The organism is Shewanella sp. Arc9-LZ (genome assembly GCF_010092445.1).
Taxonomy (GTDB): Bacteria; Pseudomonadota; Gammaproteobacteria; order Enterobacterales; family Shewanellaceae; genus Shewanella.
The window spans coordinates 3,504,303-3,519,145 of the sequence record NZ_CP048031.1 but is presented as its reverse complement, the minus strand read 5'-3'; the positions used below and the strand labels follow the sequence as shown (position 1 = coordinate 3,519,145).

The 14,843-nt window shown below is 40.4% G+C and carries 10 protein-coding genes; 6 read left to right on the top strand and 4 right to left on the bottom strand.

Annotation, left to right across the window (positions count from 1 at the left end; translation table 11 throughout):
- Nucleotides 1-81: 81 nt before the first annotated feature.
- Nucleotides 82-1,056: a dihydrodipicolinate synthase family protein gene (locus tag GUY17_RS15030; protein WP_162023608.1), complete on the bottom strand. Its 975-nt coding sequence runs from the start codon at nt 1,054-1,056 to the stop codon at nt 82-84.
- A 52-nt stretch (nt 1,057-1,108) separates the two neighbouring features.
- On the bottom strand, nt 1,109-2,281 hold the full coding sequence (locus GUY17_RS15025) for a phytanoyl-CoA dioxygenase family protein (protein WP_162023607.1): 1,173 nt from the start codon (nt 2,279-2,281) through the stop codon (nt 1,109-1,111).
- A 95-nt stretch (nt 2,282-2,376) separates the two neighbouring features.
- Here GUY17_RS15025 and GUY17_RS15020 point away from each other — a divergent pair, with 95 nt between their 5' ends.
- On the top strand, nt 2,377-3,042 hold the full coding sequence (locus GUY17_RS15020; RefSeq protein WP_162023606.1) for a TetR/AcrR family transcriptional regulator: 666 nt from the start codon (nt 2,377-2,379) through the stop codon (nt 3,040-3,042).
- Between the two features lie 117 nt (nt 3,043-3,159).
- On the opposite strand, the gene GUY17_RS15015 is transcribed toward GUY17_RS15020, so the two are convergent.
- Entirely contained in the window at nt 3,160-3,726 is a 567-nt protein-coding gene (locus GUY17_RS15015; protein WP_162023605.1) for a TetR/AcrR family transcriptional regulator, read from the bottom strand.
- Nucleotides 3,727-3,853: 127 nt separating this feature from the next.
- On the opposite strand from GUY17_RS15015, the gene GUY17_RS15010 reads away from it, so the two are divergent.
- From GUY17_RS15010 to GUY17_RS14995, 4 genes are all read left to right on the top strand, one after another.
- Nucleotides 3,854-4,498 carry a peroxiredoxin-like family protein gene (locus GUY17_RS15010; protein ID WP_101086461.1) on the top strand — a complete coding sequence of 215 codons (645 nt, stop codon included), beginning with the start codon at nt 3,854-3,856 and terminating at the stop codon, nt 4,496-4,498.
- 11 nt (nt 4,499-4,509) lie between these two features.
- The gene (locus GUY17_RS15005) at nt 4,510-5,652 is read left to right on the top strand and encodes an L-dopachrome tautomerase-related protein (protein ID WP_162023604.1); all 1,143 of its coding nucleotides are present in this window, start codon (nt 4,510-4,512) and stop codon (nt 5,650-5,652) included.
- Between the two features lie 815 nt (nt 5,653-6,467).
- Nucleotides 6,468-11,366: a PAS domain S-box protein gene (locus tag GUY17_RS15000; RefSeq protein WP_162023603.1), complete on the top strand. Its 4,899-nt coding sequence runs from the start codon at nt 6,468-6,470 to the stop codon at nt 11,364-11,366.
- 3 nt (nt 11,367-11,369) lie between these two features.
- Nucleotides 11,370-12,308: a diguanylate cyclase gene (locus GUY17_RS14995; protein ID WP_162023602.1), complete on the top strand. Its 939-nt coding sequence runs from the start codon at nt 11,370-11,372 to the stop codon at nt 12,306-12,308.
- Between the two features lie 428 nt (nt 12,309-12,736).
- Here the strand turns inward: GUY17_RS14995 and GUY17_RS14990 are convergent, their stop codons facing one another.
- Nucleotides 12,737-13,705 (bottom strand): DUF3187 family protein, encoded by a 969-nt coding sequence (locus tag GUY17_RS14990; protein ID WP_162023601.1) that lies wholly within the window; start codon nt 13,703-13,705, stop codon nt 12,737-12,739.
- A gap of 762 nt (nt 13,706-14,467) precedes the next feature.
- On the opposite strand from GUY17_RS14990, the gene GUY17_RS14985 reads away from it, so the two are divergent.
- The gene (locus GUY17_RS14985) at nt 14,468-14,809 is read left to right on the top strand and encodes a hypothetical protein (RefSeq protein ID WP_162023600.1); all 342 of its coding nucleotides are present in this window, start codon (nt 14,468-14,470) and stop codon (nt 14,807-14,809) included.
- Nucleotides 14,810-14,843: the final 34 nt, after the last annotated feature.

Here is a 14,843-nt window from a genome sequence, read left to right as displayed (position 1 = left end):
AACAAGAATATAGCTGGATGGGTTAAATAATACCTCAATGTCATTAATTGAATTAATGGTTAGTACATCGCGTTGCGTGCATTATTGTTTTATATATTCTGCTTCTGAGTCTTGAGAGTTTTGAGCTATCAAGACTCGAATTTTTTCTATTTCCGATTCGCTAATCGAACGAAGTGGATGCCTGACTGTAGGCGATATCGGCATGCCGATAATGTGTAATGCCGCTTTTACTTGTGCATGTGAACTTGTCACTTTTTTTAACAAAGGTATTGGACAACGAGACAGAAGTGTTAACAGGTTCCATTGCCATTTGGCCGGCATGTTCAAAGCATTAATGATAGGTAACGCAGCCTTTAAATACTGATGATATACGCGGCTTTGTGTATCGTTATTCTGCTTAATAGCAAGCCAGTAGTGTTGGCTTTGTTGTGGATAGATGGCAGCTAAAGGACAAATGGCCCCAGCAGCATTAGGCAGTTGTTCAAGCATTAAGCTTAAGCCACTAAAATAGAGCGTTGATGGACATTTTTGAATGAGTTTTTTAGCGGTTAACAGATGCAATGAACTGTCTTTTATACCGATAATGTTTGGCAGTAATAAAATGACTTCAAGTTGAGACACCGTTAGGAACTGCTTGGTTATTTGAGGAAAGTAATAAAAAATGATCGGGGTGTCTGACGCTGCAGCTATAGTACGAATTGACTGATAATAATCTTCAAAAGCCACCGGATAATAACTGTTTACCAGCAATAATATGGCATCAGCATAAGGTTTGTAGTGATTAATCTTATCAATGGCTTGTGTTGCCGAGTAGGCTTGTAGTCCTACAATAATCTTTTTATGCGCTCCTATCGTGAGATGGGCTGATATCAGTAATTCGAGTTGCTCTTTATCACTAAAGTAGGGCAGTTCTCCGCCACTACCCAAAATGGTTACCCCAGTAATATCTGTCGTTAAATAGTGCCTTAAGCATGCCTCAAAGTTAACGATGTCCACAGATTGGTCAAGGTGTAATGGTGTATGGATGACAGGGTAAATCCCATGTGGTATTGGCATAATAAGGCCTAGGTAATGGCTTTCTGATCAAGATGATCAGAAAGCCTAATCATTAAATACTGAGGTCGTGTAGGTTATAGTCTTTGATGTCTTTTTGTGCTTGTTGATCCCAGCGGTATTGCAACCCTTTATCAATGAAAGGCTGATACTGATATGGGGTTTCATCAGGGTATTTTTGTTTTCGCGCATCAATTGCGTAGCCAATGACTTTTGAACGCTGCTCGATAATTTCTTCGGTATATTCTTGTGCTTCACTGTGCATGCCAGCGCCCATGATGCCCAATACCGACGAACGGCGATGAAAGCCAAAGTTAACGGTGACACGAGGTTCAAAACCGGTATTGGCAAACGATCCATGTAACAACTGTCGATTACAAATGACGACATCGCCAGGTCCGCAGATTAATGGCACTAGCCCTTCAATACGCTCGCTGCCTGATTGTTCGATAAGGGCTTTGATGTCAATTTTTCCTGTTTTATGACTTCCTGGTAAGACCCATACTCCATTTACAGCGGTGCTACCGTAAACTTGCGCCATAAAATTAAACCCATGAATGCCGTCATCAAAATGTTGGCTATTCCAATGAGTGTCGCCATCTTGATGCCAAGACACTGCAGCGCCAACGCCGGGATCTTTAATAAATAAGCATTCATGAAATGGCGCAAAGTCTTTGCCGTTAACGGCTTCAGCTACGCGTAATAACTGCGGATGGCCATAAATACGCAGGCAAGCTTCTGAGAACTGTAGCGAACCGAGTAGTACGAATGGCGAGTATTCTGGGGTGTCTTTTGCTGCTGTAGGTTCAAATAACTTAACTTGATGACGGCCATTGGCAATATCAGTGCCGCCCAATGGATCACCTAATGACTTAGACCAAATTAAGCTGGGTGCTTTATGGTCAGCCCCTAACGCAGGCTTACCGTCTGCGGTGGTTTTGCCATAAGGTGCTGCCGAAAAAGTACTGCGCATTTGAGCCAAGTCGGCTTTTACTTCATTGAGTTCATTTTCATTGAGCACGTTCTCGAATATGTAAAAACCATACTCGTTATATGCCTCGACGATGTGCTTTGCTAATGTGCCATTATTATCAAACGAAATAGGGCCTCTATTGTTAAGTGAGCTCGCTTTGGCTTGCCCATTCAGTAAGTAGGTTTTCATCGCTTGGGCTTGTTCACCGTAATGTGCTGCACATGCCTCGATTGATTTAGTTATATCTTGCTTCATAATGATGGCCTTATTGTTATTTTGCAGATTTTATTGTGAATAAAATTTAACTCATAATAAAAACTGTGGTCAAGTACTATTTTTAGGCTTATGTCATGACACCGTTAAGTAATGCCCGTGGCAATGCCACCCGCCAAGCGAATAAAACCTTAAGACGAGAGCGATTATTGTCGATCGCCAGAGAGCTTATTTCGGGTAATGGTTTTGAAGCATTTACCATCAATGAGCTTGCCTTAAAAGCACAGGTGAGTATCCCTACTGTGCATAATCTGTTAGGTAAAAAAAGTGATATTTTTGAACATCTTGTTGTTGATATGGTGGCAAAAGTTGAAGCTGCGCTTGCGCAGCCTAATATCAAAGATCCAATCGTGGCTACAGAAGCGTTTATTGACAGTTTGTTAGACCTTTTTGCCGCCAATGAAACATTTTATAAAGCGGCTTTTGTGGCTGGCGAGCGCACTCAATTTTTTGAACATGAATTGCCAACAGGGATTTTTAATAAATCGCTCAGTATTGCAATGCAGGTATGTGTCGACGCGAAAAATAATGGCTTTTTACAAGGTAATATTGACGTTGATTGGCTTGCGAAGCAGCTTTTTGGTTGCCAACGTTTAGCTCGCCATGATTGGGTTAATGGCTATATCAGCTTGTCTGAGTATCGAACTCAAGTATTGATCGGGGCATTTATTACTTTGGCTGCCGATGCGACACCCTCGTTTCAGTTACGACTTTTTGCGGTGATTAAGTCCCTTGCTAGTTAGTTGCAGGCGACTTGAGGTTGATGCTTTAAGGTACTAGGGATGATAAGCGTGTGATGAGTTATTTCCCACGCTTTAGTTTATTCATCCCTAATAGCGATATATTGTATGAACCTGTTTTTATTCTGCTTCATTCAACCATGGCAATAATGCGTTTATGGTGTTGGTTTGGGTTGCTGCTGATTCTGATTGATAGCCGTAGATGCGGATCCCAAATGTGACGGTCATCAGTTGAGCTGCATAGGCTTTAGCGGTTTCAGGCTCATATAATTGGCTTAGGTAATGTTGATATACATGCTCAATCTCAGTTAATTGTGATGAGGCAAATTTGTATAGCTCGTTGCCTTGAGAGGCGAGTTCAAGTTGGGTTTTGATTAAGAAGCAGCCACAGTAATCACAAGACTTTGACTGCTCGACAATGTTGTCGAGGATCTGTCTAATACCTACTTTGACATCGTCAGCTTGTTGCATCAGTTGGTGTATCGCCTCAATCGAAAAGGTGGCGTAGCGTGCTAAGGCTGCTTGGAATAAGCCTTCTTTGCTATCGAATTCATAATATAAGCTACCCGGTTTTAATCCGGTGGCTTTAGTGATTTGCTGAATGCTCGATGCGGCATAACCATTTTGCCAAAATAGGGTGATGACCTTATCTAATACGTCCGCTCGTTCAAAATTTTTCTTTGCCATGACATCGATCCTCAATCGTTACTGACGCTATAATACCACTACTTGAATGATTGTTCAAAAACTGCTTGCGTTGTTGACATGATTTGATTATCTTGAATGAAAATTCAAGATAATCTGAGAAGCCATTATGTCATTATCCACTCAACTGACTGAAAAACGAGATGCCTCTGCAGCCAACTTACCTGCAGAGGTATTGGCGATCATGTCGGATGCGACCTTAAACCTGAAGTTATCCGGCATTATTGATAATGCGCCTAAGGCAGGCGATAAACTGGCTGCGTTTTCGTTAACTAATGCATTGGGCGTTACCCGTCATTTAACCGATTTGTTAGCCAATGGACCGGTTGTGGTGACATTTTATCGTGGCAATTGGTGCCCTTATTGTAATTTAGCCTTGCGTGCCTATCAGCAGCATCTTGCTGAATTTAAACAGTTAGGGGCAACACTGGTGGCTATTACGCCTGAGTTACCTGATATGTCACTTTCAACGGCAGAGAAAAATGAGCTTGAGTTTGATGTATTGTCAGATGTGAATGCCGAGTATGCCAAAGCGCTTGGACTGGTGTTTACGTTACCTGATTCAATTCGTGATCTTTATAAGAAATTTGGTGTCGAAGTTGAGAAACATAATGGTGCTGAACAGTTTGATTTCCCATTAGCTGCGACATTCGTAGTAGCCAAAGATGGCACCATTGTGAAAGCATTTGTTGATGCTGATTATACTTACCGTCTTGATCCTGAAGATATCATTAGCTCATTAAAAGCGCTGTAGGGATCTGATTTATGATGTTTAAAAGCTTATTTGAATCTAAAACCGTGATGGCATCTAGAATGAACATATTACCTAAAATAGTGTTGTTATCTAAAGCGCGAGTGATTGCGTCTTTGGTGTTGCTGAGTAGCCTGTTAACCAGCACAGTGTTTGCCGCTGATTATTCGGTGTTTCGCGAGCTAGATAGCCAGCATCCTCCTGGTAATGTGGCCGTGTCGTCTACTGGGCGAGTGTTCATGAGTAATCATCACTTTTATGGTGTTGATTCGAGAATTGTGGAGCTTAAAAAAGATGGCTCTATCGTTGATTATCCCAATACAGAATTTAATCAAAATCTTAATCCTGTTTTGGGCGTGGTAATTGATGAACAGGGTATTTTATGGATGCTTGAAACTGCTTCCGCTGATGGTGTCGGGCGACTTATCGGTTGGGATACTCAACAAAACAGCCTATACAAAACAATATCTTTAACTGCGTCAGTATTGCCCAGTAATTCATTTTTAAATGATCTTGCGGTTGATAGAAAGCACGAAACGGTTTATGTCACCGATCCTGCTGGTGGCAGTAATGCGGCATTAATTGTGGTTGATTTAACGAGTGGCACAGCAAGACGAGTATTAGATGGCAGCGTTTATACCCGTCCCGAAGATGTTGATACGGTGATTAATGGCAATACTTTATCTATCGGTGGCCAGCCTATTCGTATAGGGGTTGATTCTCTGACCGTAGATCCGAACAACGAGTGGGTTTATTTTGGTGCATTGAGTGGTGAGAAGTTATATCGGGTGCACACTCAATACCTACTGGATGCTAAATTATCGGCTAATATGTTACGCAGCAAAGTAGAGTTTTATGCCAATAAACCGATTAGCGACGGCATCACCATTGATAATGGCGGCAACATTTATGTTACTGATATAAGCCATAATGCTGTCGGTTATATCGACACAGATCGTCAATATCATATTTTGTATCAAGATGATGACAAGTTCAGTTGGTCTGACGGCTTTTCAACTACGGCTGATGGTAAGTTGTTAGTTACGGTGAATAAGTTACATCAGTCTCCAGCGGTCAATAACCAGCAAGACAAAAGTGATGGTCGCTATTATATCATTCAGTTCGACGCGTTAACCGAAACGACAGTTGGGCGTTAGAGCTGAGACGATGACAAGCGGGTTAGAGCTGAGATGATAAACGAGCGGTTGGAGCTGATGGCAAGCGGGTTAGAGCTGGGATGATAACGAGCGATGACAAGCGGGTTAGAGCTGAGATGATAACGAACGATGACAAGCGGGTTAGAGCTGAGATGATAAACGAGCGATGGCAAGCGGGTTGGAGCTGAGATGATAACGAGCGGGTTGGAGCTGAGATGATGACAAGCGGGTTAGAGCTGGGATGATGACAAGATGGTTGGAGCTGAGATGATGGCAAGCGGGTTAGAGCTGGGATGATGACAAGCGGGTTAGAGCTGAGATGATAAACGAGCGATGGCAAGCGGGTTGGAGCTGAGATGATAAACGAGCGATGACAAGCGGGTTGGAGCTGAGATGATGACGAGCGATGACAAGCGGGTTAGAGCTGGGATGATAACGAGCGGGTTAGTGCTGAGATGATGACAAGCGGGTTGGAGCTGAGAAGCGAGGCTGCCTGATATCATTATTTATCCTTAATTAAATCATCTTTTTATATCGCTTTTCTTCGCCCGTAATCAGCCTTCTAGTCATTTATCTGTGATTATCGCCTTTTACCGCTTTTAATTGCTTTTAATTGCTTTTAATCGTTTGTTATCGCTTGCTACCGCTTGCTACCGCTTTTAATTGCTTTTAATCGTTTGTTATCGCTTGCTACCGCTCGTCATCGCTTTTACTACTGTTTATCGCCTTTAAATTGGGAAACACTATATTTTTCAGTGTCTAGCTTGTAAAAAACTATTTTGTCGTCCAAAGTTAATGCCTATGACACTTAACTAATGATAAAAATGACCAGACTATCTAGTTATAAAAATGCGCTTAAATTGGGTATTGGAGTATTTGCTTTTGGCTTAGTCATTAGTTTTGTTACTGCTTTAAGTGTTAAGAATCAAAATAACACCATCATTACTCAATCTCTCGAAACGGTATCTGAACAAGTTGCTAACAATATTATTGATCGTATCGTTTTGTATCAATATGGTTTACGAGGTGCTCGAGGTGCCGTTTCCACTATCGGTGAAGACAAAATAACCCGCGAAATCTTTAGAAAATATAGCTTAACGCGTGATATTGAAAGTGAATTTCCTGGCGCTCGTGGGTTTGGTTATATCCGACGTGTTCCTGTAGCCGATGAAGCTGATTTTGTTGCCAAAGCTAAACTTGATGATTGGCCAAATTACAGTGTACGTCAGCTTAATCCTCATGATGATGAACGGTATTTGATTGACTATATTGAACCCATTGAGCGTAATCTTGCCGCTGTCGGTTTGGATATTTCCTCTGAGCAAAACCGCAAAAATGCCGCACAACAAGCGTATTTAACTGGTGAAGTGCGCTTAACTGGGCCGATCACGTTAGTGCAAGCAACAGGTAATCCGTTACAAGCCTTTCTCATTTTAATGCCCATTTACCGTACTGGTTTTACCCCATCAACCGAAGCATTAAGGGAGCAACAAGCTTTTGGTTGGAGTTATGCACCGTTAGTTGCCAATGAAGTTTTTGATAAGATCAGTTTATCCCGTAAGACCACAAAATTATTGATCAATGATGTGACCGATGCTCAAAATAATGTCATGTTTTATGAAACCCACTTAGATGATGTAAATCCGTTATCGGATTATTCAGTTACATTAGATCGAGAGATATTTGGGCGTAAATGGCATGTATCGTTAGTGGCTTATCCCGAGTTTGTCAGTGGTTTACACTTAAGTTCACCTAATATTGTGTTTAGTTATGGTGCGATTGTTAGTTTGTTATTGGGCGGGCTTATTGGTTTTTACGGCTACGCATTAGGTCGTAAGCGCCTAATTTTGGAAGATAATGAAAGACGTGCCAATATTTTAGAACATTCGCTTGATGCGATTATTAGTTTTGACTGTGATGGTGTTATTACCAGTTGGAATGATGGCGCGGTAACGATTTTTGGTTATGAAAAACATGAGGTGATAGGTCTCAAGAAAACAACGTTCATTGTTCCTAACGATGGATATGATGCAGAAGCTGAAAAGTTTAATCAGGTCCTTAGCGGTAAATCGTTATTAAATTTTGTTAGCCAACATAAACGAAAAGACAATGCACTACTGTCAACGTCGATGACCTCATTGGCTATTTATAATGAGTTTGGCAAAATAATCGGTGTCAGCCAGACTATTCGAGATATTACGGTACAGCTGAATGCTGAAAAGCAAATTTTAAATATTAATGCCAACCTTGAACGTAAAGTTACCGAGCGGACCCAGGCGTTACAGCAAGCACTGTCAGAAAATAAAACCTTACTTGATAATATTAACCAGCAGCTGCTTTATTCTGAAACGGATAAAGATGGCGTTATCTTGGGGGTAAATGATTATTTCTGTTTAGCATCTGGATTTACTCGCGAACAAATGATCGGTCAGAAGCATTCAATTTTGAAATCTAACCAGCATGATGATGCCTTTTGGGCCAATATGTGGCAAACCATTAATGCTGGTAAAACTTGGCATGATGAAGTGTGTAACCATGATAGTCAGGGTAATGTTAAGTGGTTTGATACGGTCATTGCGCCTGTGATGGATGCGGACGATAACCTTGAACGCTGCTTTGCACTGCGAATTGATATTACTGAACGTAAGAATACCCAGCTTGAAAAGAATGAACTGGCTTCCTTACTTACCAATGTGCTTGCAGCTGCATCAGAAATAGCCATTATTTCCACCGATAATAACGGTATTATTAATATTTTTAATCGCGGTGCCGAGTTATTACTTGGCTATCAAGCTGAAGAGATAGTGGGTAAGCAAAGCCCTGCAATATGGCATTTACCTTCGGAGATCCGTGAACGCAGTAAACAGTTAACCAAAGAATTTGGCGAAGATATTATTGCTTTTGACGTGTTTGTGTATAAACCAAGAGTACAAGGGCCTGAAACGCGTACTTGGACGTATGTTCGCAAAGATTTCTCTCAATGCCAAGTGTCGTTGTCGGTATCCGCTATGCGCGATCAAAATGGAGAGATAATTGGGTATTTAGGGGTAGCGGTTAATATTGATGTGATGCTTCAACAACAAGAAGAACTAGTATCAGCCAGTAATCAACTGAGCAAAGCGGCTGAGGTGGCTGAGTTAGGTATTTGGAATTTAGATTTTCACACTAATCGTTTGCAATGGAACGATCGTATGTTTGCCATGTACGATTATCCATTAGCGCTTACGGAAGAGGAATTAAGTTACCAACATTGGCAAAAACGGGTCCATCCAGATGATCTTGCTATGGCTGAACTCGCTTTAAAACAAGCCATTGACTTAAACCTTCCTTACGATCCTACTTTTAGGATCATTACCAGTACGAATCAGATTCGCTATATTCATGCTGGTGCCCATATTAGTTACGATAAATCAGGTAAACCGGTACGCGTGGTCGGGATTAACCGCGACATTACTGAGCAACGCGAGTTAGAGCAAACCTTGCGGTTAGCGAAACAAGCTTCAGATGCAGCCAGTGCCGCTAAATCTCAATTTTTAGCGAATATGAGTCATGAAATCCGTACTCCAATGAATGCTGTATTAGGCATGCTACAACTTATTCAACATTCTGATATGAGTCGTCAGCAAGCTGATTATGTTTCTAAGGCTGAAATAGCTGCGAAGTCATTATTAGGGCTGTTAAATGATATTTTAGACTTTTCTAAAATTGATGCTGGTAAGTTAGAACTTGATTTGCATCCGTTTCAACTGGAAACGTTAATGCGTGAGCTAGCGGTGATGCTGGCGACCAATGTACACAGTAAAAATTTAGAAGTTATTTTTGATTTAGACCCTGCCATTCCATACCTTATTGAAGGTGATGAACTTCGTTTGCGCCAAGTGTTGTTAAACCTTGCGGGTAATGCGATTAAATTTACCTCAGAAGGTCATGTTATTGTCAGTGTGCACTGCAATGAATGTATTGCTAACCAAGCGAATTTAACCATTTCGATTACCGATACGGGTATCGGAATCAGTCCTGAACAAGGAAGTAAAATTTTCCAAGGTTTTGTCCAAGCAGAGTCTTCTACGTCAAGACGATTCGGCGGTACAGGATTGGGATTAGCAATCACTAAACGTTTAGTTGAGTTAATGGGCGGTGAATTAACGTTATCGAGTCATGTTGGCAAGGGCAGTCGCTTTTGGTTTGATTTGACGTTCAATATTGTTGAAATAAAGAATAACGATTTAGATATCGACTTACAGGGTAAGAATATTCTGATTGTTGATGACAGTAAGATGAGCCGTAAAATTTTATCCAAAACCTTAATGGCCCATGGTGCTTATGTTAATGAGGCTCATAACGGCAAGCAGGCTATCAATCTTATTGATCAAAGCTTAAATGCTAGCAATCATTATGATGTGATTATTATGGATTGGCGCATGCCTGATAAGAATGGCTTAGAAACCGCCAATCATATTCAAGCGATGTTTCCGGCAGGTAAAGCTCCGGCCATTATTATGCTGACCGCGTATGGTGCAGAGGTGATGGAACAAACTAAACAATATCGCCAACAGCCTTTTGTGAGTATGTTGACCAAACCGGTGACGGCGAACTTGATGCTCGAGTCGGTTTACCGAGCCATTCATGGTTTAGAACAGCCAATACAATCTAGAAAAATAACTAATTTAGCATTAAAAGGTGCCAGGGTTCTGGTGGTTGAGGATAATCAGCTTAATCGCCAAGTTATTGATGAATTATTACGTCTACAAGGTGCGATTGTTACATTGGCTAAAGACGGTATTGAGGGTGTTGATTGGGTCACTAAGTCAAATAATCAATTTGATATTGTTATTATGGACATGCAAATGCCGGTAATGGATGGACTTGAAGCAACACGTATTATTCGTGCCGATGGCCGATTTAATGATGTACCTATTTTAGCGATGACGGCTAACGCATCCCTTGCCGATAAAACATTATGCCTAGACGCGGGGATGAATGATCATATCGGTAAACCGATAGACATGACACTTTTGTTACCTTGTATACTTAACCTGCTAGGCCAAGATAATAGTGCTTATTATCATTCAACTGTTAATAATCCGCCTATTGCGTTACCTGAGGTGCGTAATGATGGCGACGATGATGCGATTATCGAAAATCCTGATTCTATTTTACGTCGTTTTGGTGGTGAACTTGCCTTTTTCATTGATGTGAAACATCATTTTGCATCAGAAATGTCAGAGCAATTATCATTACTTACGCAAGCGTTTGCACTCGAAGATGACAATGCTATCAGTAGTATTGCTCATACAATTAAAGGCACTTCGAGTAATATTGGTGCTAAGCGGCTGGCAGCTTTTGCTGCCACACTAGAGCACAATATAAAAAATGCTGTTAATGTTGATTCAGATGCTTGTTTAAGCCAAATGCAAGGCCAGATAAATGATAGCCTGCATATGTTAGATACTCTATTTCCAGATGAAAGTGCTGTATTAACCACTCGCACACTTGATAATAGCGCTGTATTGCCGATACAAAGCATAGACGCGGATAAAACCGATCGATTAATGGAATTATTGGTTGATCAAAATTTAGATGCCATTGAGTATCTTGAGCGCCTGTTAAGCAACGTGGTGCCAGATAAACAGTGGTTAAGATTAAAAAACCAAGTGAGCCAACTTGAGTTCTTGGATGCTGTCGATACATTAAAATCGATAATTAAGGAGTGATGCGTGTTCATAGATGAGTATATTTCAGGTGCTGCGCCTGTTAGAGGTAAAATACTGTTAGTTGATGATCAAGTTGTGAACATCAAAATATTGCATCAACTCTTGCAAGCGGATTACGACATTTATATGGCTCGCGATGGTCATCAAGCCATTGATATGTGTAAAAAAGTCAAACCGGATATCGTATTGTTAGATATTGAAATGCCGATGCTCAATGGATTTGATGTGTGTGCACATTTGAAACAAGATCCCGATACCGAAGATGTGGCGGTTATTTTTGTCACCGGTCATTTTGATGAAGTTAAAGAGGTTAAAGGATTTCAGTTAGGGGCAGTCGATTTTATTCATAAACCCATTAACCCGGTTATCACTAAAGCACGTATTAAAAATCAGATGATGTCTAAATCTCAAACTGATTTATTACGCTCTATTGCACTGTTAGATGGATTAACCGGTGTTGCTAACCGGCGTAAGTTTGACCAAGTGCTGCCTGTAAGTTGGTTACAATGTGCGCGTGAAAAACAGCCATTGACCATTATTTTATTGGATATCGATTTCTTTAAGCACTTTAATGATACTTACGGCCACACTGAAGGCGATACGTGCTTACGCATCGTTGCACAGAAGATACAAGACACCGTTAATCGTCCTTATGACTTAGTCGCGCGTTATGGTGGTGAAGAGTTTATCTGCGTGCTGCCAAACACTGATTTAATTGGCGGAACTTATGTGGCTCAGCAAATTGTTGACAGTATAGTATCATTGAAAATAGCTCATTTAAATTCACCAATATCTGAATTTGTTACTGTAAGCGCTGGGGTTTCAACGGTAGTGCCAATGTATGATATGCCGAATAAAAATTTAGTTGAAGCGGCAGATAAACAATTGTACTTAGCCAAAGACCGTGGCAGAAATAGAGTGTTAGGTTGTTTAGCAGAATAGCCTAGATAACTAGAGCGCTGCGCTGCTAGTACGCTTCGCGGCTAGATGCTATAAAATCTTAGCAACAGCCTAGATCGCTGCGCTGCTAGTACGCTTCGCGACTAGATGCTATAAATGCAAAGACCTAGAGCTTAGAGTCTAGACTACTAGAGCGCTTCGCTGCTAGATGCTATAAAATCTTAGTAACAGCCTAGATCGCTGCGCTGCTAGTACGCTTCGCGGCTAGATGCTATAAATGCATAGCCCTAGAGCTTAGAGTCTAGACGACTAGAGCGCTGCGCTGCTATAAAACCAAAGGCCTAGATGACTAGAACCTAGTTCGCTTGATATCGCTTTTCATTGCTTGCTATCGATTTACATTTAACAGCGCAGCTGTACCTAGCAGGACGCAGTCCGCCCTAGAAGCGCAGCGCTCTAGAACCTAGGATCTAAAATTTATGCCGATAACCTAATACATAAGCTATATCAGCACTGTTATCCATGTTTAAAAAGTTCTCAACCATAGTGAATTCGATGGCGCTGCTATTGAAGTAATAGCGATAACCCAACACCGCTTCATTAGAGGCTTCTGAGAAGTTTTTATCCCAACTCACCATGCCATCATAACGATGATATTCAGCTAACCAACCGTGCCTACCTCTACGATATTCGTAACCCAGCCCCAACATTAAGTAATGTGATTCGAAGGCATTTTGCGATAACGGTTCTGTATTGTGTAAGAAACTCATTCCTAAAGTCGAGTTCACATGGTGATTGCCATTGTGATAACCGTAATTGATTTGTACGCTTTGCTGGAAACTTTCATCAACAAATGGGCCTGAATCTACATACTTGTAGTACAAGGTTCCCCCGATGGAAATACCATGGTGTTCATTTTGCAGTAATTGATAACCTAGGTATGCATTAAGAGCATTATTGAGGGTTTCACCATTAAAGTTTTCAACATTGATATGGTATTTTTCTGAATGGATCTGACTTTGGTGTTTCGCTTGTTTATTACGACCATTTTGCTCAAATCCAAAAGCATCGTGAAACCACATTGTTAAGGAGTCTAAATGGTTATCACCGCTAAATTGCCAAGTGTATTTAGCATCAAACAATAAATCCTCAGTGATTTGCCATTTTAAGCCGCTGCTAATCGCATTTTGGTAGTAATCAGCTAATAACTCATCTGACTCTGACCAGACGCTGGCTGCATTGGCTGTGATGTACCATTCTTTTTGACCTTGGGGCAACGAAAAGCCAGATCGTAAAAGTGGGCTAAGATTAATAGATTGCATCGGTGATTGCGCATATACCTGTAACGGTCCGTAATCATTAAAACTGACTACTTGCGCTTTTGCAGGCAAGATCGTAAAAATACTCACAATGGATATCAGTTTAAGGTTGGTCTTCATCGCTATTCCCTGCGTTAACTGTCCAGTTAATCTATTTGTATCGGCTAATTACAGAAATAAAATAAATACTCGTATCTGCCAATATTTAGTGGTGTTAGTTGATGAGGTTGTGCGCATTATGATGGTATAAGAACATAATTTAAATATCCAAAAGGAACACATTATGACGTTCAGTTATATCATCACTCCTATGCTAACAATAGTATTCACTGTTTAAGATAATGTTGGCTAATATTACTGAGTATTTAAACAACTATTTTATTTGTAAAGTATTGATTATTATCTGATAGCAAGGTATAAAATTATTTATAGGCTCCTTGTGGATAATGAAATTAATATGATAGTGTTAATTTTGAATTGTTAATTCGAGTTTTATTTTGAGTTGTTGTTTGAATTGTTGTTTGAATGCTGTTGCTGTACAGAGATATAGTTTCTTTAATGTGTTATTTTTGATATCAAACTGCCGATTTACTCAGTTTTTTAGTTGTATTATTTAAGCGTTATTTCCCCAAAATGTGTAATGGATACGCATTAATAAAATGGATTTGTAATGAAAAAACTTTCTTTTCAATTTACGCAATCAATGTCCTTCGAACTATTTCTTAACCTTTATATTTCTGCAATACATCATCAATTAGTTTACTCAACAGTACCTTTTATCTCTGTTATTTATGACATTGTTATTGGCGAGAACGTTTTTTTCAGGATCACTTGCTGCAATATTAGCGATACAGTCCCTCACTGTTCGATGCTGGAGCTGTGATGGATTTCATTTGGTTGTTAGGTTTACTGGCCATCTATATTCCAATCCAAATGTGTATTGATACGTACATTGTGTATCGAACTGACGTACAACAAAAAGGTTGTGATTACCTGTTGGCATTTATTCCGTTGCTGACGCTTGCCTATCCAGAGCACTATTTGTATAGTTTTATCTCTTTAGCGCTCATTGTACTGTATGGCATATCACTGCGTTATTATGCTGCATTTAATGATTGGCTTGATTTTGATCAAGATCGTTTAGCTGGATTGTGTCTCGGTGGGTTGGGGGTTGGTGGCATAATTATCACCGCGAGTTTGATTTACCAATTTGTACAGCATTAACCTAAGATAATGTAGGTTTGACAATTTAATAGCT

Coding starts and splice junctions, on each gene's coding strand:
- GUY17_RS15020 (WP_162023606.1), top strand. CDS start 2,377: ATGACACCGTTAAGTAATGCCCGTGGCAATGCCACCCGCCAAGCGAAT.
- GUY17_RS14985 (WP_162023600.1), top strand. CDS start 14,468: ATGGATTTCATTTGGTTGTTAGGTTTACTGGCCATCTATATTCCAATC.
- GUY17_RS14990 (WP_162023601.1), bottom strand. CDS start 13,705: ATGAAGACCAACCTTAAACTGATATCCATTGTGAGTATTTTTACGATC.
- GUY17_RS15030 (WP_162023608.1), bottom strand. CDS start 1,056: ATGCCAATACCACATGGGATTTACCCTGTCATCCATACACCATTACAC.
- GUY17_RS15005 (WP_162023604.1), top strand. CDS start 4,510: ATGATGTTTAAAAGCTTATTTGAATCTAAAACCGTGATGGCATCTAGA.
- GUY17_RS15000 (WP_162023603.1), top strand. CDS start 6,468: ATGATAAAAATGACCAGACTATCTAGTTATAAAAATGCGCTTAAATTG.
- GUY17_RS15025 (WP_162023607.1), bottom strand. CDS start 2,281: ATGAAGCAAGATATAACTAAATCAATCGAGGCATGTGCAGCACATTAC.
- GUY17_RS15015 (WP_162023605.1), bottom strand. CDS start 3,726: ATGGCAAAGAAAAATTTTGAACGAGCGGACGTATTAGATAAGGTCATC.
- GUY17_RS15010 (WP_101086461.1), top strand. CDS start 3,854: ATGTCATTATCCACTCAACTGACTGAAAAACGAGATGCCTCTGCAGCC.